Source organism: Micromonospora sp. LZ34, from assembly GCF_052981855.1.
This window is the reverse complement of the sequence record NZ_JBRIQN010000005.1, coordinates 292,857-310,504: the sequence shown is the minus strand read 5'-3', so window position 1 is coordinate 310,504 and position 17,648 is coordinate 292,857. Positions and strand designations below refer to the sequence as shown.

At 74.2% G+C, this 17,648-nt stretch carries 12 protein-coding genes; 8 read left to right on the top strand and 4 right to left on the bottom strand.

The annotated features are described in order from the left end of the window. Positions 1-190: 190 nt before the first annotated feature. The gene (locus ACVCAH_RS09090) at positions 191-1,030 is read left to right on the top strand and encodes a GNAT family N-acetyltransferase (protein ID WP_447135601.1); all 840 of its coding nucleotides are present in this window, start codon (positions 191-193) and stop codon (positions 1,028-1,030) included. Positions 1,031-1,234: 204 nt separating this feature from the next. Continuing rightward, entirely contained in the window at positions 1,235-4,762 is a 3,528-nt protein-coding gene (locus ACVCAH_RS09085) for an ATP-binding cassette domain-containing protein (RefSeq protein ID WP_447135600.1), read from the top strand. 64 nt (positions 4,763-4,826) lie between these two features. On the opposite strand, the gene ACVCAH_RS09080 is transcribed toward ACVCAH_RS09085, so the two are convergent. From ACVCAH_RS09080 to ACVCAH_RS09065, 4 genes are all read right to left on the bottom strand, one after another. Further along, positions 4,827-5,894: an NADH:flavin oxidoreductase/NADH oxidase gene (locus ACVCAH_RS09080; protein WP_447135599.1), complete on the bottom strand. Its 1,068-nt coding sequence runs from the start codon at positions 5,892-5,894 to the stop codon at positions 4,827-4,829. 62 nt (positions 5,895-5,956) lie between these two features. Next, positions 5,957-7,255 carry a dicarboxylate/amino acid:cation symporter gene (locus ACVCAH_RS09075; protein WP_447135619.1) on the bottom strand — a complete coding sequence of 433 codons (1,299 nt, stop codon included), beginning with the start codon at positions 7,253-7,255 and terminating at the stop codon, positions 5,957-5,959. Positions 7,256-7,469: 214 nt separating this feature from the next. Then, positions 7,470-8,132, bottom strand: a complete 663-nt coding sequence (locus ACVCAH_RS09070) for a DUF998 domain-containing protein (RefSeq protein WP_447135598.1) — start codon at positions 8,130-8,132, stop codon at positions 7,470-7,472. Further along, positions 8,125-9,090 carry a glutathione S-transferase family protein gene (locus tag ACVCAH_RS09065; RefSeq protein WP_447135597.1) on the bottom strand — a complete coding sequence of 322 codons (966 nt, stop codon included), beginning with the start codon at positions 9,088-9,090 and terminating at the stop codon, positions 8,125-8,127. Before ACVCAH_RS09065 ends, ACVCAH_RS09070 begins: the two co-directional genes overlap by 8 nt. Positions 9,091-9,195: 105 nt before the next feature. On the opposite strand from ACVCAH_RS09065, the gene pcaF reads away from it, so the two are divergent. The 6 genes from pcaF (at position 9,196) to ACVCAH_RS09035 (ending at position 17,573) form a co-directional block, all read left to right on the top strand. Next, positions 9,196-10,401 (top strand): 3-oxoadipyl-CoA thiolase, encoded by a 1,206-nt coding sequence (pcaF, locus tag ACVCAH_RS09060; protein WP_447135596.1) that lies wholly within the window; start codon positions 9,196-9,198, stop codon positions 10,399-10,401. Between the two features lie 264 nt (positions 10,402-10,665). After that, positions 10,666-11,484: an SAM-dependent methyltransferase gene (locus tag ACVCAH_RS09055; protein WP_447135595.1), complete on the top strand. Its 819-nt coding sequence runs from the start codon at positions 10,666-10,668 to the stop codon at positions 11,482-11,484. A 3-nt stretch (positions 11,485-11,487) separates the two neighbouring features. Continuing rightward, complete coding sequence (locus tag ACVCAH_RS09050) at positions 11,488-13,656, top strand: putative bifunctional diguanylate cyclase/phosphodiesterase (RefSeq protein WP_447135594.1); 2,169 nt, start codon at positions 11,488-11,490, stop codon at positions 13,654-13,656. Positions 13,657-13,732: 76 nt separating this feature from the next. Then, a complete protein-coding gene (locus ACVCAH_RS09045; RefSeq protein ID WP_447135593.1) occupies positions 13,733-14,233 on the top strand; it encodes a DUF456 domain-containing protein in 501 nt (166 codons plus the stop codon). Between the two features lie 289 nt (positions 14,234-14,522). After that, a complete protein-coding gene (locus ACVCAH_RS09040) occupies positions 14,523-16,115 on the top strand; it encodes an amino acid permease (RefSeq protein WP_447135592.1) in 1,593 nt (530 codons plus the stop codon). A 93-nt stretch (positions 16,116-16,208) separates the two neighbouring features. Continuing rightward, complete coding sequence (locus ACVCAH_RS09035; protein WP_447135591.1) at positions 16,209-17,573, top strand: glutamine synthetase family protein; 1,365 nt, start codon at positions 16,209-16,211, stop codon at positions 17,571-17,573. The last annotated feature ends 75 nt before the right edge of the window (positions 17,574-17,648 follow it).

Here is a 17,648-nt window from a genome sequence, read left to right as displayed (position 1 = left end):
GGCCGCCGTGGCGACCGGCTGTGCCACACCAAAGTGGCTGGTCAGAACCCATGTCTGCAAAATGTGGAGCGGGCAACGTTACGCCCGCTCAAAAACTTGACACAAACGTCGAGAATCTGGCGGCCGAGGATCTAGCCGGACTCGTCACTCAGCCGGCGAGCCGGGGGCCGGTCATGGCAGGCTGATAGGCGTGCTGACGGTGCCGGTACGGCAACTGGGGGAATCGGAGCGCCGCGCGGTCGAGCGACTGCTCGACCTGGACCCGTTCGCGGGCGCGCAGGTCGCCGAGCGGGTCGCCGCGCGCGGCCTGGCCTGGTGGCGCGCCGAAGGCCGGGTGCTGGGCTACGGCCCCCGCCGCAACCTGGAGTCGGTCTGCTGGCTGGGCGGCAACCTCACCCCGGTGCTGGCCACCGAACCGGCCGTGGCCGCCTACGCCGACCTGCTCGCCGGCGAGGAGCGGCTCTGCTCGTCGATCGTGGGCCGCGCCGACGCCGTGCTCGGGCTCTGGGACCGCCTCGCCGCGGCCTGGGGCCCCGCCCGGGACGTACGCCCCAACCAGCCGCTGCTGGCCACGGACGCGCTGCCGGTGGTGCCGGCCGACCCGGAGGTGCGCCGGGTGCGCAGCGGGGAGATCGACCGCCTCTTTCCGGCGGCGGTGGCGATGTACACCGAGGAGGTCGGCGTCTCGCCGCTCGCCGACGACGGCGGGCGCACCTACCGGCGACGGGTCGCCGACCTGGTCCGGGCCGGTCGCGCGTACGCCCGCTTCGTCGACGGTCAGGTGGTCTTCAAGGCCGAGCTGGCGGTGGTCACCCGCCGGACCGCCCAGGTGCAGGGGGTCTGGGTGGCCCCGGAGTGGCGCGGCCGGGGGATCGCCACCGCGGCGATGGCGGCCGTGGTACGCGACGCGCTGCTGCGGGCGGCGCCCACGGTCAGCCTCTACGTCAACGACTTCAACCTACCGGCCCGCCGGGTCTACGAACGCTGCGGCTTCCGCCCGGTCGGCACGCTGGCCACCGTGCTCTTCTGACCCCGTCGCCGGCGCTGGACAGCGCTCATGGCGCTGCTCGGCATCGTCCGCCGGGTCGCGCAGACCTGACCGCGAAAGGCGGCCGGACGTCGCGACCGTCACCCACAGTGGTGACACCGATTCTCCCCGGCGGATAAATCCGTTGAACCGGCCCGGCCGAGCACGCAGGCTGGAACCTCCCCCACCGATGCCGGAGGACCTTCCATGCGCCTGCTCCGAGATCTGTGGGCCACCTCGCCGCGCCGGATGGCGATCGTGACCTGCCTGATCGTGCTCGGCGCGGGTGGCCAGGCGGCCGCGTCCGCGCTGGCCGGGCCGGTGCTGGTGCACCGGTCGGGCGGGTTCTTCGCCGCGCTGGCGGTGGGCCTGGTCGCCGCCGTGCTCAGCGACCTCGCGGTGAGCCTGCTGATGGCCGGCCTGACCGCGGACTGGTCCGCGCAGGTGCGCCGCCGGCTGTGCCGGGTGGCGCTCGGGCAGGACCTGCCCACCCTGGAGACCACCCCGGTCGGTGAGCTGCTCGACCGGATCGACGGCGACGTCTACCAGGTGGCCGCGTCGGTGCGGAACCACGGCGTACGGATCGCGCAGGGGCTGGCCGTGGGCCTGCTCTCGGCGGCCGTCGCGCTCACCGTCTGGTGGCCCGTCGGCGTCGGCATGCTGCTGCTCACCGCCGTGCTCGCCGCCGCGCTGCGCCGCCCGACCGCCCGGATCGGCCCGGCCCGGATGGCCGAGGAGGAGGCCTGGTCGGACCTGGCCGCGGTGATGGAGGAGGCGATCCACGGGCAGGACGACGTCCGCACCACCCTGGCCCGGCCGTACGTGCTGCGCCTCTACGCCCGGCGGGCGGCCGAGGTGCTGTCCCGGGGGGTCCGGGTGTGGCGGATGTCGGCCAAGGTCACCACGGTGGCCGCCGGGGTCACCCGGGGCGGGATCGCCGCGGTGGTGCTCGGCGGGGCGTGGGCGCTGGCCACCGGCCGCGTCGACGGGGCCCGGCTGACCGCGGTCTGGCTGCTCGCGCTGGGCTTCGGGCTGACCGTCGAGCACGTCGCGCGGATGGTGCCGGAACTCCAGTACGCCCTCGGCGCGTGGGCCCGCGTCCAACTGCTGGAGAACTCCCGGCAGGAGCCCACCGGCGGGGTGGCACCGACCGAGGGTGACCTGCTGATCCGCGACCTCACCTTCCGCTACCCGTCCACCGACCCGGACGGCGAGCGCGGGCCCGCGTTGCGCGGCGTCGACCTGACCTTCGTCCGGGGCCGCTCGTACGCCCTGGTCGGGCGGACCGGTTCGGGCAAGTCCACCCTGGCCAAGGTGCTCACCCGGGCGGTCGACCTGCCCCGGGGCACGGTCTTCCTGGCCGGCCGGGACCTGCTCGACCTCGACCTCGACGAGCTGCGCCGGTGGATCGCCGTGGTGCCGCAGCGCACCGAGATCCTCGCCGGCACGCTCGCCGAGAACGTCGCGCTCTTCGATTCGGACCTGCTCGACGACGCCGCCCGGGCGCTGCACGAACTCGGCCTGGCCGGCTGGATCGCCGAGCTGCCGGACGGGCTGGACACCCGGCTCGGCGAGGGCGGGCACGTGCTCTCGGCCGGGCAGGAGCAGCTGGTCGCGTTCGCCCGGATCCTGGTCCGGAACCCGCACGTGGTGATCCTGGACGAGGCCACCGCCCGGCTCGACCCGGTCACCGAGGCGCGGGTGCAGCAGGCCACCGAACGGCTGCTGCGCGACCGGATCGGCATCGTCATCGCCCACCGGCTCTCCTCGGTGCGGCGCTGCGACGAGGTGGTGGTGATGGCCGACGGCGCGGTGGTCGAGGCCGGGCCGCTGCGCGAGTCGGAGCGGTTCGCCGAGCTGCTCGCGACCAGCCACTCCACCGCGTACGCGCAGGTGGGGTCGGGGGTGCGGGCCGGCGGCGGCACCGACCTGCTGACCGCGCCGGAACCGGCGGGCGGCTGGGCGCCGACCGAGCCGGAGCGGGCGCCGGAGCCGGCCCGGGCGGTGGCCCCGCCGAAGGCCGACCCGCCGCCGCTGCCGCCACCGGCCCCGGCCCCGGCCCCGGCCCGGACGCTGCGGGAGATCTTCCGGCTCTGTCTCAACGACGCCCGCTACGGTCTGGTGGCGGTCGCGATCTTCGTCGCGATCATGGTGCTCGGTCTGGACGGGCCGCTGCTGCCCTGGCTCTGGGCCGACCTGGTGGACGGCCTGGGCGACCCCTACAAGCCCGCGCTCGGGATCGTCGCCGCGCTGCTGGCCACCATGCCGATGCACTACGCCACCAACGTCTGGTTTCCGCACTGGTGGGTGCGGCAGATGCTGCGGATCAGCCTGCGCCTGGTGCACGGCCAGACCGGGCCGCGCCGGGTCAGCGGGCACACCCCGGCCGAGGTGGTGGCCCAGGGCGGCGACACCGAGCGGGTGGTGCAGCTCGCCGACAACCTGCTCGACCAGTTCATCTCGCTGGCGCTGCTGGTGGCGATGACCGCGATCACCGGCAGTGTCGTACCGGCGCTGTTCTTCCTCGGCACGATGGTGGTCTCCGGGCTGGCCGCGACGCTGTTCGGGCCGTTGCTGGAGCGCTCGGCCCGGGCCACCGTGGCGGCGCGGGCGGCGTTCGCGACCGCGCTGGTCTCCACGCTGTCCGCGGCCCGTACGGTGAAGCTGGCCGGGGCCACCCGACCGGTGCTGACCCACCTCGCCGACCTGGACGTGGTGCGCAGCGACCGGCAGCGTCGGGAGATCTCCGTGCAGGTCTGGGCCCGGTCCACCCCGGCGCTGGTCAGCGGATTGCTGCCGATCGGCGCCTGGGCGCTCTTCCTGGCCGGTGAGCTCACCGCCGGGGCGGCCCTGGTCGCGGTCGCCACGCTCGGCGCGGCCCGCTGGTTCGCCTGGACCACCGCGTCACTGGTCTCCCAGTACCCGTCCGCGCGGGTGTGGACCCGGCGGACGGTGGCGATGACCGGGGTGGGGGCGTACTCGGCGGAGGTGCCGGGGGTGGACCTGGGAGCGGGCACCGCCCCCGCGCCGGCGGTGCCGCCGCGGCACCCGCTGCGCCGGCTGGAGCTGACCGGCTTCGGCGTGCGGCACGAGGACGGCACGGTGGTGGTGCGCGACGTGGACCTGACCGTCGAGCGCGGCCAGTTGGTGCTGGTCGTCGGCCCGGTCGGGTCGGGCAAGTCGTCGCTGCTGCGGGCGCTGGCCGGGATCGTGCACCACACCGGCCGGCTGACCTGGAACGGCGAGCCGGTCACCGAGCCGGAGCTGTTCCTGCGCCCCAACCAGGTCGGCTACGTGGGCCAGCTGCCCCGGGTGCTCTCCGGCACGGTGGCCGACAACATCACCCTGGGCCACCCGGTCGACGCGGCGGGCGCCGTGGCGACCGCCCAGCTGGAGCACGACCTGGCCGCCGCCGGTGGCGGGTTGGGGCTGCTGATCGGGCACAAGGGGACCCGGCTCTCCGGCGGGCAGTTGCAGCGGCTGGCGCTGGCCCGGGCGCTGGCGCCGCGTACCGAGCTGCTGGTCGCCGACGACGTCTCCTCGGCGCTGGACGTGACCACCGAGCTGGCGCTCTGGCGGGCGCTGCGCGAGCACGGGGTCACCGTGATCGGCTCGACGTCCAAGCGGGCGGCCCTGGTCCGCGCCGACCACGTGGTGGTGCTCCAGGCCGGCACGGTCGCGGCCCAGGGCCCCTGGCGCGACCTCGAACCCCACTGGTCCCACCTGGCCGGCTGACCACCCCGCGCCCGGCTCCCGGCCGGCCGGGAGCCGGGCGGGCGCGGGCGCGGGTGGGACGGGGTCAGGTGGCGCGGAGGTACTGGGCGGGCCAGGTGGGCGTGGCGCCGAGCTTGGCGGCGGCGCGGTGCGGCCAGTACGGGTCGCGCAGCAGCTCCCGGCCGAGCAGCACCAGGTCGGCCTCGCCGGCCGCGACGATCTGCTCGGCCTGCTCCGGCTCGACGATCAGCCCGACCGCGCCGGTGGCGACGCCCGCCTCCCGGCGCACCCGGGCGGCCAGCGGCACCTGGTAGCCGGGGCCGACCGGGATGGTCGCGCCGACGGCTGCCCCACCGGAGGAGCAGTCGACCAGGTCCACGCCGGCGCCGGCCAGTTCACCGGCCAGCACCACGCTGTCCTCGACGGTCCAGCCACCGGGCACCCAGTCGGTGGCCGAGATGCGGGCCAGCACCGGGACGTCCTCGCCGACCGTGGCGCGGACCGCGCGGGCCACCTCCAGGGTCAGCCGCATCCGGCCGGCCCGGTCGCCGCCGTAGTCGTCGCGGCGGTGGTTGGTCAGCGGGGAGAGGAACTCGTGCAGCAGGTAGCCGTGCGCGGCGTGGATCTCCACCGCCGCGAAGCCGGCGTCCACCGCCCGGCCGGCCGCCGTCGAGAACGCCTCGACCACGCCGGCGATCCCCGCGGCGTCCAGCGCGGTCGGCACCCGGTAGTCCGGCTGGAACGGCACCGTGCCCGGGCCGACCGGGGTCCAGCCGCCCTCGGCGTCCGGCACCCCGCCGCGCCGCGGCGCCCACGGGCGGTACGTCGACGCCTTGAACCCGGCGTGCGCGAGCTGCACCGCCGGCACCGCACCCTGCGCGGCGAGGAAGGCGGTCACCGGTCGCCAGGCGTCGACGTGCGCGCCCGACCAGAGCCCGGTGTCCTGGGGGCTGATCCGCCCCTCCGGCAGCACCGCGGTCGCCTCGGTCAGCACCAGCCCGACGCCGCCGGCCGCCCGGGCGCCCAGGTGCACCAGGTGCCAGTCGGTGGGCAGGCCGTCCGGCCCGGCGGTGTACTGGCACATCGGCGCCAGGGCGATCCGGTTGGGCAGCGTCACCGCACGTAGGGCCAGCGGCGTGAACAGCACAGTCATGGGCGACATCCTCCGGATGCCGGCGCGGACCCCCTCGTCGGGGGTCCGCGCCGGGGGTCGGCTCAGGCCGGGACGGGGCTCGGCTGGTCGGTGCGGGCAGGCCGGGCGTCCGCCGCCGGGTCGACCGGCGAGCGCCGGCCGGCGGAGTCGTACGCGGCGCGGTCGAGGGTGCCCTCCCGGGCGGCGACGATGGTCGGCACCAGCGCCTGCCCGGCCACGTTGGTGGCGGTGCGGATCATGTCGAGGATCGGGTCGATCGCCAGCAGCAGGCCGGCGCCGGCCAGCGGCAGGCCCAGCGTGCTCAGGGTCAGGGTGAGCATGACGATCGCCCCGGTCAGGCCGGCGGTGGCCGCCGAACCGACCACCGAGACGAAGGCGATCAGCAGGTAGTCGGTGACGCCGAGGTCCACGCCGAAGACCTGGGCGACGAAGATCGCCGCCAGCGCCGGGTAGATCGCGGCGCAGCCGTCCATCTTCGTGGTGGCGCCGAACGGCACCGCGAACGAGGCGTACTCGCGGGGCACGCCGAGCCGCTCGACGGAGCGCTGGGTCACCGGCATGGTGCCCACCGAGGAGCGGGAGACGAAGGCCAGCTCGATGGCCGGCCAGGCGCCGGCGAAGAAGCGCACCGGGTTGAGCCGGCCGACCCCCGCCAGCAGCAGCGGGTAGACCACGAACAGCACGATCGCGCAACCGACGTAGACGGCGGTGGTGAACCGCGCCAGCGGGGCCACCAGGTCCCAGCCGTACGCGGCGACGGCGTTGCCGATCAGGCCGAGGGTGCCGATCGGGGCGAGTCGGATCACCCACCACAGCGCCTTCTGGACGATCTCTAGCAGCGAGCGGTTGAGCGCCACGAACGGCTCGGCGGCCTCGCCGACCAGCAGCGCGGCGGCGCCGACGACCAGGGCGAGGAAGACGATCTGGAGCACGTTGCCCTCGACGAACGCGCCGACCGGGTTGGTCGGCACGATGCCGGTGAGGAAGTCGGTCCAGGAGCCGGTCTTCTTCGGCGCGGTGGCGCCGGCGACGTCCAGGGTGACGCCCCGGCCGGGGTTGGTGAGCAGACCGAGCCCGATGCCGACGCTCACCGCGATCAACGCGGTGACGCCGAACCAGAGCAGGGTCTTCAGCGCCAGCCGGGCGGCGTTGGCCACGCCGCGCAGGCTGACCACGCTGACCACGATCGCGGTGAAGACCAGCGGCGGCACGGCCAGCTTCAGCAGCTGGACGAAGAGGCCGCCGACGGTGTCGAGGGTGCTGGCCAGCCAGCTCAGGTCGTTGGCGCGGGCGAGGAAGCCGAGCGCCACACCGAGCACGAGGCCGAGCAGGATCTGCACGGAAAAGGGGATCTTGCGCAGGGCGGAAGACATGCGGATGCGTCCAAGGGGTCTGGGGTCGGTCAGGGCAGCGTCAAGAGAGCGGCTGCGCCGGACAGACGCCGCTGGCCTGCAGTCGGAGGTCGACGTACAGGCGCACGGTCAGGTGCCAGACATTGGTCATCGCCCGCCGAGGCTACTCTGCGCCGCTCCGGCGCCGGAAGGAGCGGCGGACGTGACGGTCCTTACACGGTGTTCACGACCCGTTGATCCGTCTGTCCCGATCGGCGGCCAGCCCGAGCGTCGTGGCGGTGACCAGGCCCCAGCCGGCCACCACCGCGAGCAGCAGCCGCTCCAGCGCGCCGACCAGCCCGCCCCGCCCGACCAGCAGGATCGCCAGCCCGATCGTGGCGGCCAGCGGCAGCGCCAGCGCCGCGCCCAGGCCCGCGATCCGGCGCAGCGCCGCGGGCGCGCCGGGGGCGGCCAGCAGCGCCACCATCGCGAAGACCACGGCGGCGGTCGCCGCGATGCTCGCGCCCCCGTGCACCAGGTCCGCCACGGTCGCCCGCTCGAACGGCGGCAGCGGGCAGCCCGCGCTGCACGGCACCGCGCCGGAGAGCACCGTGCAGACGCCGCCGGCGGCGAGCAGCCCGGCTGCGGTGCGCAGCGCCGGTGGCAGCGCCGCGGCCAGCAGCAGCAGCGCCGCGGCCAGGGCGAAGACCCCGATCCGGTACGTCCGGGCGTACCCGTTGCCGGCGATGCCGGCCTCGCTGACGTACCCGGCCAGACCAGGGCTGGGGCTGGCGACCACGGCGACCGTCACCGCGATCGAGCCGGCGAGGGCGCAACCGGCGGCGGCCGCCGCGACGGCGGCCCGGTACCCGCTCCCGCCCGGGCCCGCCCGGCCCGGTTCAGCCACGCCCGTGCGGGGTGGTCCAGCCGGACAGGTCGGGGCCGAGCGGCACGATCCGGGTGGGATTGATCGTTTCGTGGGTGCCGTAGTAGTGCCGCTTGATGTGGTCGAAGTCCACCGTCTCGCCGAAGCCGGGGGTCTGGAACAGGTCCCGGGCGTACGCCCAGAGCACCGGCATCTCGGTCAGCTTGTGCCGGTTGCACTTGAAGTGGCCGTGGTAGGCCACGTCGAAGCGGACCAGCGTGGTGAAGAGCCGCACGTCCGCCTCGGTGATCGTGTCGCCCATCAGGTAGCGGCGCCCGGAGAGCCGTTCCGACAGCGCGTCCAGCCGGCCGAAGAGCGCCCGGAACGCCTCGTCGTACGCCTCCTGGGAGGTGGCGAAGCCGCACCGGTAGACGCCGTTGTTCACGTCCCGGTGGATCTCCGCCATCAGCGCGTCCAGCTCCGGCCGGAGCTCCACGGGGTAGAGGTCCGGCGCGTCGGGGGCGTGGAACCGCCGCCACTCGGTGGACAGATCCAGGGTGAGGCGCGGGTAGTCGTTGGTGACCACCCGCCCGGTGACCGTGTCGACCAGCGCCGGCACGGTCACCCGGCCGACGTAGTCCGGGTCGGTGGCCAGGTACGCCTCGGAGAGGTACCCGATGCCGAGCGCCGGGTCGAACCCGTCCGGGTCGAGGCTGAACCGCCAGCCCCGTTCGTCCCGGATCGGGTCGACGGTGCCCAGCGAGATGACGTCCTCGAGGCCGAGCAGGCTGCGCACGATCCGGGCCCGGTGCGCCCAGGGGCAGGCCCGACACCAGATCAGCCGGTAGCGGCCGGCCTCCAGCGGCCAGCGCCCCTGCTCGTCCGGCCCGCCGCCGGGCGGGGACGTCGAGTGCGGGGTGACCCGGTCGGTGAACCGGTTGGGCTGCCGGACGAACTCGCCGCTGCCGCTGGTCTCTGCGCTGAACTGGGCGCGGGTCATGCCGTCAACCTATCGGCGCGGGGCGCGGATATCCTGGCGGCCGGGCGTACCCCCGCGACCCGGTGGACGCTCCCGTCCCACCCTTCCCACCCCGAAGGACTCGCGATGACCGTGGCATACCTGGTGGCCGGTGTCCGCACCCCGATCGGCCGGTACGGCGGCGCCCTGGCCGGCGTACGCCCCGACGACCTGGCCGCGCACGTGATCCGCGAGTTGGTCGCCCGGCACCCGTCGGTGGACTGGGCGCGGGTGGACGACGTGATCCTGGGCTGCGCCAACCAGGCCGGCGAGGACAACCGCAACGTGGCCCGGATGGCGGCGCTGCTCGGCGGGCTGCCCGAGGAGGTGCCCGGCAGCACGGTGAACCGGCTTTGCGGCTCCGGCCTGGACGCGCTCGCCTCCGCCGCCCGGGCCGTGGTCGCCGGCGAGGCCGAGCTGGTGGTGGCCGGCGGGGTGGAGAGCATGAGCCGGGCCCCGTTCGTCATGCCGAAGGCCACCTCGGCGTTCTCCCGCGCGGCGGAGGTCTACGACACCACCATCGGCTGGCGGCTGGTCAACCCGCTGATGAAGCGGCACTGGGGCATCGACTCGATGCCGGAGACGGCGGAGAACGTCGCCGCCGAGTACGGCGTCGACCGGGCCGCGCAGGACGCGTTCGCGTACCGGTCGCAGCAGCGGGCCGCCAAGGCGCAGGCCGACGGCCGGTTCGCCGAGGAGATCGTGCCGGTGACGGTGCCGGAGGGCCGCAAGGGCACCCGGCTGGTCGAGGTGGACGAGCACCCGCGGGAGACCTCGCTGGAGAAGCTCGCCGCGCTGCCCACCCCGTTCCGCGAGGGCGGCACGGTGACCGCCGGCAACTCGTCCGGGGTCAACGACGGCGCGGTGGCGCTGCTGGTCGCCGGTGAGGCGGCGGTGGCCCGGTACGGCCTCACCCCGCTGGCCCGGGTCAGCGGAGCCGCCGCGGCCGGTGTGCCGCCCCGGATCATGGGCGTCGGCCCGGTGCCGGCCACCCGGAAGCTGCTGGACCGGCTCGGCGTCGGCCTCGACGCGGTCGACGTGATCGAGCTGAACGAGGCGTTCGCCGCGCAGTCCGTCGCGGTGCTGCGCGAGTTGGGCCTGCCGGAGGACGCCGAGCACGTCAACCCCAACGGCGGGGCGATCGCGCTCGGCCATCCGCTCGGCGCCAGCGGCGCCCGGCTGGCGCTGACCGCCGCGCTGGAACTGCGCCGCCGGGGCGGCCGGCGGGCGCTGGCCACCATGTGCGTCGGCGTCGGGCAGGGCATCTCGCTGCTGCTGGAGTCGGTGGGCTGACCCGCGCCGGGCCGCGACGCCCGACCCGGCACCGGCACATCCGGCCGCGCCGCGACGCCGGGGCCGGTGGGCGGCCGGCCCGCTCCACCGTCCGCCGGAGATCGGTCCTGGTCGCTCGGCTGACCTCCCCGATAGGGGACAGCCAGGCCTATTGTGGTCAGCACCACACGATCCGCGGGTCGGCCGGTGGCGCCGCCGCGTGCCCGCACGCGCCCGGCGACACCGGTTCCCTCCCGCACCGCGGCGACGACTTGGGGTGCAGCAGTGCAGATGCCGGACGGACTTCCCGTCGAGATCGACCTCTCCCGGCCGAGCGCGGCCCGGGTCTACGACTACTTCCTGGGCGGGGCGCACAACTTCGAGATCGACCGGCAGCTCGCCGAGCAGATCGCCAGCATGACGCCGAACCTCGCGGCCACCATGCGGGCGGGCCGGGAGTTCCTCCGCCGGGCCGTCCGGGCGCTGCTCGACGCCGGCATCGACCAGTTCCTCGACATCGGCTCCGGCATCCCGACCGTCGGCAACGTGCACGAGGTGGCCCAGTCGGCCAACCCGCGGGCGCGGGTGGTCTACGTCGACATCGACCCGGTCGCGGTGGCGCACAGCCGCGAGCTGCTCGCCGGCAACGACCTGACCGGGGTGATCCACGCCGACCTGCGCGAGCCGGAGCGGATCCTCGCCGAGGCCCGGGAGCTGAAGTTGCTCGACTTCGACCGGCCGATGGGCATCCTGCTGGCCGGGGTGGTGCACTTCGTCCCGGACGCCGACCGACCCGGCGAGATCCTGGCCACCCTCCGCGCCGCCGCCGCGCCGGGCAGCTACCTGGTGCTGTCCCACTCCACGTTCGAGGACCAGCCGCAGGAGATGCTCGACGCGCAGCGGCTCTCGGCGCGTACCGACACCGAGATCACCCTGCGCTCCCGGGCCGAGATCACCGGCTTCTTCGGTGACTGGACCATCCTGGAGCCCGGCGTGGTGCACATGCCGCTCTGGAGGCCCGACTCACCGTCCGACGTGGACGACCACCCGGAGCGGTTCGGCGCCTTCGGCGGCGTCGCCCGGTACGACCAGCCCGCCGGCTGAGCCATGGCCGCCGTCCCGGACCCCGACGGGGACGACATCAGCCGGACCGGCGCCCAGGGGTACGCGGCCGACTGGGCCCGGGCGGTGCGCCGGCTCGGGTTCGTGCCGATGAGCGCCACGGAGACCGAGCGGCTGCTGCTCGTGCACACCGTGCGGCTGGCGCAGGCCCTGCTCGCCGAGGTGTTCACCGCTCGGCCGGCCGAGGAGGTCGGCCGGGCGCTGGTCGAGGCGCACCTGACCGAACCCCGGATGCTCGACTGGTCGGTGCGGTCGCTCGGGGACCGGTTCCTCGCCGAGGTGGTGCCGGCCCGGGCGCACCCCGAGGCGGCGGCCGGGCGGATCGCGGCCCTGCAGGGCGGGCTCGCCGAGGGGTTCGCCCGGGCGCTGCGCGACCGCACCTTCAGCCAGCAGGAGCGGATCGCCCGGTCGGCCTGGCAGGCCCGGGACGAGGTGGAGCAGGCCCTGCGGGACAGCGAGGCCCGGTTCCGGGCGGTCTTCACCGGCGCGGCGATCGGGATCGGCATCGCCGGGGTGGACGGGCGGATCATCGAGGTCAACCAGGCGTTCGCCGACATGCTCGGCTACTCCGTCGACGAGCTGCGGCAGATCAACGTGGCGTCGCTGTTCCACGCCGACGACGCCGCCGGGATGTGGGAGCTCTACCAGGAGCTGGTCGAGGGCAAGCAGGACGCCGCCCGGGTGGAGAAGCGCTACCACCGCAAGGACGGCAGCGCGGTCTGGACCGACCTGGCGGTGTCGCTGATCCGGCACGACGACGGCCGGCCCCGGTTCACCGTGGCCATGATCGAGGACATCACCGAGCGGTACGAACTCCAGCAGCGGCTGCGCTTCCAGGCGCTGCACGACCCGCTCACCGGCCTGCCGAACCGGACGCTGTTCTTCGAGACGTTGGGCCGGATCCTCGACGCCGCGGCGCCCGAGCGCCGGGTCGGCATCTGCTTCCTCGACCTGGACGGCTTCAAGGCGATCAACGACAGCCTCGGTCACGACCTCGGTGACCGCCTGCTGATCGTGATCGCCCGGCGGCTGGCGGAGTGCGTGGCCAGCCGGGGGCACCTGGTGGCCCGGATGGGCGGCGACGAGTTCGTCATCCTGGTCGACGACGGCGACGGGATGGACGACGCGGTGGCGGTCGCCGAGGCCGCGCTGGCCGCGGTCGCCGCCCCGGTGCACGTCGGCGACCAGCAGCTGGCCGTCTCGGCCAGCGTCGGCATCGTGGAATGCCCGGTCGGCGGCACCAACGCCTCGGAGTTGATGAAGGCCGCCGACACCACGCTGTACTGGGCCAAGGCCGAGGGGCGGGGCCGGTGGGCGGTCTACGACCCGGAGCGCAGCGCCCGGGACATCGCCCGGTCCGCGCTGGTCGCCGGGCTGCCCGCCGCGCTGGACCGGGGCGAGTTCGTGCTCCGGTACCAGCCCATCGTCTCGCTGCTGGAGGGCTCGATGCTCGCGGTGGAGGCGCTGGTCCGGTGGGAGCACCCGGAGCTGGGCCTGATCGGCCCGGACCGGTTCATCGGGCTGGCCGAGGAGACCGGCCTGATCGTCCGGCTCGGCGAGTGGGTGCTCCGGCAGGCCTGCCGGGACGCCGAGCAGTGGCGGCGCCAGTTCCCGGACGCGCGGCTGGTGGTGAGCGTCAACCTGGCCGCCCGGCAGGCCGACGACCCGGCCATCGTGGACACCGTCGCGGACGTGCTGGCCACCACCGGGCTGCCGGCGGAGCTGCTGCAACTGGAGCTGACGGAGAGCGCCGTGATGGGCACCGCGGGGGAGCCGTTGCGCTCCCTGCACCGGCTCGCCGCGCTGGGCGTACGGCTGGCCATCGACGACTTCGGCACCGGCTACTCCAACCTGGCGTACCTGCGCCGGCTGCCGATCCACTGCGTCAAGCTGGCCGGGCCGTTCGTGGAGGGGATCCGCGGTGACGCCGCCGAGGCGGCCGCCGACCACCGCGACGAGCGGATCGTCGACGCCCTGGTCCGCCTGGCGCACGCGTTGGAGCTGTGGGTCACCGCCGAGGCGGTGGAGACCCCGGTGCAGGCCGAGCGGCTGCGGGCGCTGCGCTGCGACACCGGGCAGGGCCGGTACTTCGGCCCGCCGATGCCGGCCGACCGGATCACCGCCCGGCTGCGCGGCGGGGAGGCGGCGGCATGAGCGAGCGTCAGCGAGCGAATCATCGGTGCGGTGCGGTGGTGCCTCATGGCGGCGCGGAGCGAAGCGGAGTGCCGACATGAGCCTGACGGATTCGCAGGCGGCGGTCTCGGTGCTCGCCGCGCTGGCCATCCTGGCCGGGCTGGCCGGGGTGGTGGTGCCCGGGCTGCCGGCGCTGCCGCTGTGCTGGGGCGGGGTGCTGGTCTGGGCGCTCTTCGGTGGCGCCGGCGCCGGGCGCTGGGCGGTGCTCGCCGCCGCCAGCCTGGTCGCCCTGGGTGGCACGGTGGTCAAGTACGCCTGGCCGGGGCGGAACCTGAAGCGCACCGGCGTGCCCACCTCGTCGCTGCTCGCCGGCGGACTGCTGGGGCTGGTCGGCTTCTTCGTCGTCCCGGTGGTCGGGCTGGTGCTCGGCTTCGTCGGCGGGGTGTGGGCGGCGGAGCGGCTGCGGCTGGGCGACTCCCGGCTGGCCTGGCCGGCGACCAGGCAGGCGGTGGCGGCGGCCGGTCTCTCCATGCTGGTGGAGTTCCTCGCCGGCCTGGTCATCGCCGCGCTCTGGGTCGCGGGGCTGCTGCTGACCTGAGGGAGGGGCGGCGGCGCGGGGCGGGCGTCGGGTACGGCGCACCGCCGTACGAGTGAGAGAGAGGTGACGTGCCCCGCGCCGCCGCGGTGCCGGGGCGGTCCGAGCGCCCGGCGCTGGCCCGTCGCGATCGGGCCTGGTCACGACGTCAAGGATGCCGCCGGGACGCCGGTCCGGCAACGCAATTAGCCCGGCCGACGGTGACGTTCCCACGCGTGCGGTATTGACCGCCTTGATCGGCGGGACGAGACTTTGCGCACTCGCACCGAGGACCGCCTCGAGGAGGTGTGCAGTGGCCACGACGCCCGCGCCGACCGCCGAGCAACCGATGGACGACGACGCCCGACGACTCGCCGAACTCGGTTACAAGCAGGAGTTGCGCCGCAAGTGGAGCGGCTTCTCCAACTTCGCCATCTCGTTCTCCATCATCTCGATCCTGGCCGGCTGCTTCACCACCTTCGGCCAGGCGTGGAACAACGGCGGGCCGGTCGCGGTCTCCTGGGGCTGGCCGCTCATCTCGCTGTTCATCCTGATCATCGGCTTCTGCCTGGCCGAACTGGTCAGCGCCTACCCGACCGCCGGCGGGATCTACTGGTGGGCGGCGCGGATGGGCAAGCCGGTGCACGGCTGGTTCACCGGCTGGCTCAACCTGATCGGCCTGGTCGCGGTCACCGCGTCGGTCGACTACGGCTGCGCGACCTTCCTCAACCTCACGCTGTCGGCGCTCTTCGACGGCTGGGCCGGGACGCTGCGCCAGGCGTTCGGGCTCTTCGTGGTGATCCTGGTGCTGCACGGCCTGATCAACATCCTCGGCCACCGGATCATCGACGTGCTGCAGAACGTCTCGGTCTGGTGGCACGTGGCCGGCGCGGCCGCGGTGGTGGCCATCCTGGTTCTCGTCCCGAACGACCACCAGAGCTTCCAGTTCGTCTTCACCGAGCGGTTCAACAACTCCGGCTTCGGCGACGGCGACACTGGCGGGCTGACCTTCTGGTTCTACGTGCTGCCGCTGGGCTTCCTGCTCACCCAGTACACGATCACCGGCTTCGACGCCTGCGCGCACGTCTCCGAGGAAACCCGGGGCGCCTCCCAGGCCGCCGCCCGCGGCCTCTGGCAGTCGATCTTCTATTCGGCAGTGGGCGGCTGGATCCTGCTGCTGGCCTTCCTCTTCGCCGCCACGGACGTCGAGGCGGTCAACGCCGCGGGCGGCTTCTCCGGCGCGATCTTCGAGTCCGCCCTGACCCCGTTCTTCTTCAAGGCGGTCATCATCATCTCCACCATCGGGCAGTTCTTCTGCGGGATGAGTTGCGTGACCTCGATGAGCCGGATGGCCTACGCGTTCAGCCGGGACCGGGCCGTACCGGGTTGGCGGCTCTGGTCCCGGGTGGACCGCAACGGCACCCCGGTGAACGCGATCATCGGCGCCACCCTGGCCGGCCTGGTGCTCACCCTGCCCGCCCTCTACCAGAGCCCGGACGGCATTCCGGTCGCCTTCTACGCGGTGGTCTCGGTCGCGGTGATCGGGCTCTACCTGTCCTTCATCATCCCGATCTTCCTGCGGCTGCGGATGGGCGACCGGTTCACCCCCGGACCGTGGACGCTCGGCCGCAGGTACAAGCTCCTCGGCTGGATCGCGGTGATCGAGATCGCGGTGATCTCGATCTACTTCGTGCTGCCGATCGTCCCCGCCGGGGTGCCCGGCAACCCGGACTTCACCTGGTCGGCGGTGAACTACGCGCCGCTCGCGGTGGGCGGGGTGCTGCTGCTGGTCAGCGTCTGGTGGTACGCCTCGGCCCGGCGGTGGTTCACCGGTCCGGTGCGTACCGTCGACCTGCCCGCGCCCCGGGCGGCGGCGGACGGCGACCGGGCCGACGAGCCGGCGTGATTCCACTCCCGGCGGCGGTTTGCCGGTGCCCCGCCGCCGGGCATTGACGGTGATCACGTCTGGCCGGTAGACCTTGGTGATGGAGGCCCGCGAATGAGGAGAGCACCGCTCACACTGGAACAGCTGCGGGTCGCCGTCGCCGAGGGCGAGATCGACACGGTGGTGCTGGCCCTGGTCGACATGCAGGGCCGGCTGCAGGGCAAGCGGTTCCACGCGCCGTACTTCCTGGACCAGGTGGTCGCGCACGGCAGCGAGGGGTGTAACTACCTGCTCGCTGTCGACGTCGACATGAACACCGTCGACGGGTACGCCATGTCGGGCTGGGAGCGCGGCTACGGCGACTTCGCCATGCTGCCCGACTTCGAGACGCTGCGCCGGGTGCCCTGGCAGCCGGGCACCGCCCTGCTGCTGGCCGACCTGGCCTGGCTGGACGGCGCTGGCCCGGTGGTCGCCTCGCCGCGGCAGATCCTGCGCCGGCAGCTGGGGCGGCTCGCCGGGCACGGGCTGACCGCGTACGCCGGCACCGAGCTGGAGTTCGTGCTGTTCCGCGACTCGTACGAGGAGGCGTGGCGGCGCGGCTACCGGGAGCTGACCCCGGCCAACCAGTACAACGTGGACTACTCGCTGCTCGGCACCGCCCGGGTGGAGCCGCTGCTGCGGCGCATCCGGCGCGAGATGGCCGGCGCCGGGCTGAGCCCGGAGAGCGCCAAGGGCGAGTGCAACCTCGGCCAGCACGAGATCGCCTTCCGCTACGACGAGGCGGTGGCCTGCGCCGACCACCACGTCATCTACAAGAACGGGGCCAAGGAGATCGCCGCCCAGGAGGGCATGTCGATCACCTTCATGGCGAAGCCGAACGCCCGCGAGGGCAACTCCTGCCACATCCACTTCTCGCTGCGCGACGCCACCGGCCGCTCGGCGATGCTCGGCGACGGGCCGGCGCACCTGTCGATGACCGGCCAGCGGGTGCTGGCCGGGCTGCTGGCCAGCATGCGGGAGTTCAGCCTCTTCTTCGCCCCGAACGTCAACTCCTACAAGCGCTACCAGCCCGGCTCGTTCGCCCCGACCGCGCTGCGGTGGGGCACCGACAACCGCACCTGCGCGCTGCGGCTGGTCGGCCACGGCCAGGGCATGCGGGTGGAGAACCGGGTGCCCGGCGCGGACGTCAACCCGTACCTGGCCATCGCGGCGCTGGTCGCCGGCGCGGTGCACGGCATCGAGCGGGAGCTGCCGCTGGGCGAGGAGTGCATCGGCAACGCGTACGACGACCGGGCCGCCGAGCGGGTCCCGGGCACGCTGCGCGACGCCCTCGCCCTCTGGGAAGCGTCCCCCCTCGCCACCGAGGCGTTCGGCGCCGAGGTGGTCGCCCACTACGCCAACCAGGCCCGCGTAGAGCTGGCCGCCTTCGACGCCGCCGTCACCGACTGGGAACTCCGCCGTGGCTTCGAACGCCTCTGACCCGCGGCACCTCCCCGCGATCGTCTTTCCGCCGCTGGTTCGCGGCGATGAGCGGCTCTTGTCGGGGCGGCAACC

Bases quoted from the DNA above. Each gene is read 5' to 3' on its own strand.
- ACVCAH_RS09085 (WP_447135600.1), top strand. From the start codon at position 1,235: ATGCGCCTGCTCCGAGATCTGTGGGCCACCTCGCCGCGCCGGATGGCG.
- ACVCAH_RS09080 (WP_447135599.1), bottom strand. From the start codon at position 5,894: ATGACTGTGCTGTTCACGCCGCTGGCCCTACGTGCGGTGACGCTGCCC.
- ACVCAH_RS09065 (WP_447135597.1), bottom strand. From the start codon at position 9,090: ATGACCCGCGCCCAGTTCAGCGCAGAGACCAGCGGCAGCGGCGAGTTC.
- pcaF (WP_447135596.1), top strand. From the start codon at position 9,196: ATGACCGTGGCATACCTGGTGGCCGGTGTCCGCACCCCGATCGGCCGG.
- ACVCAH_RS09050 (WP_447135594.1), top strand. From the start codon at position 11,488: ATGGCCGCCGTCCCGGACCCCGACGGGGACGACATCAGCCGGACCGGC.
- ACVCAH_RS09045 (WP_447135593.1), top strand. From the start codon at position 13,733: ATGAGCCTGACGGATTCGCAGGCGGCGGTCTCGGTGCTCGCCGCGCTG.
- ACVCAH_RS09035 (WP_447135591.1), top strand. From the start codon at position 16,209: ATGAGGAGAGCACCGCTCACACTGGAACAGCTGCGGGTCGCCGTCGCC.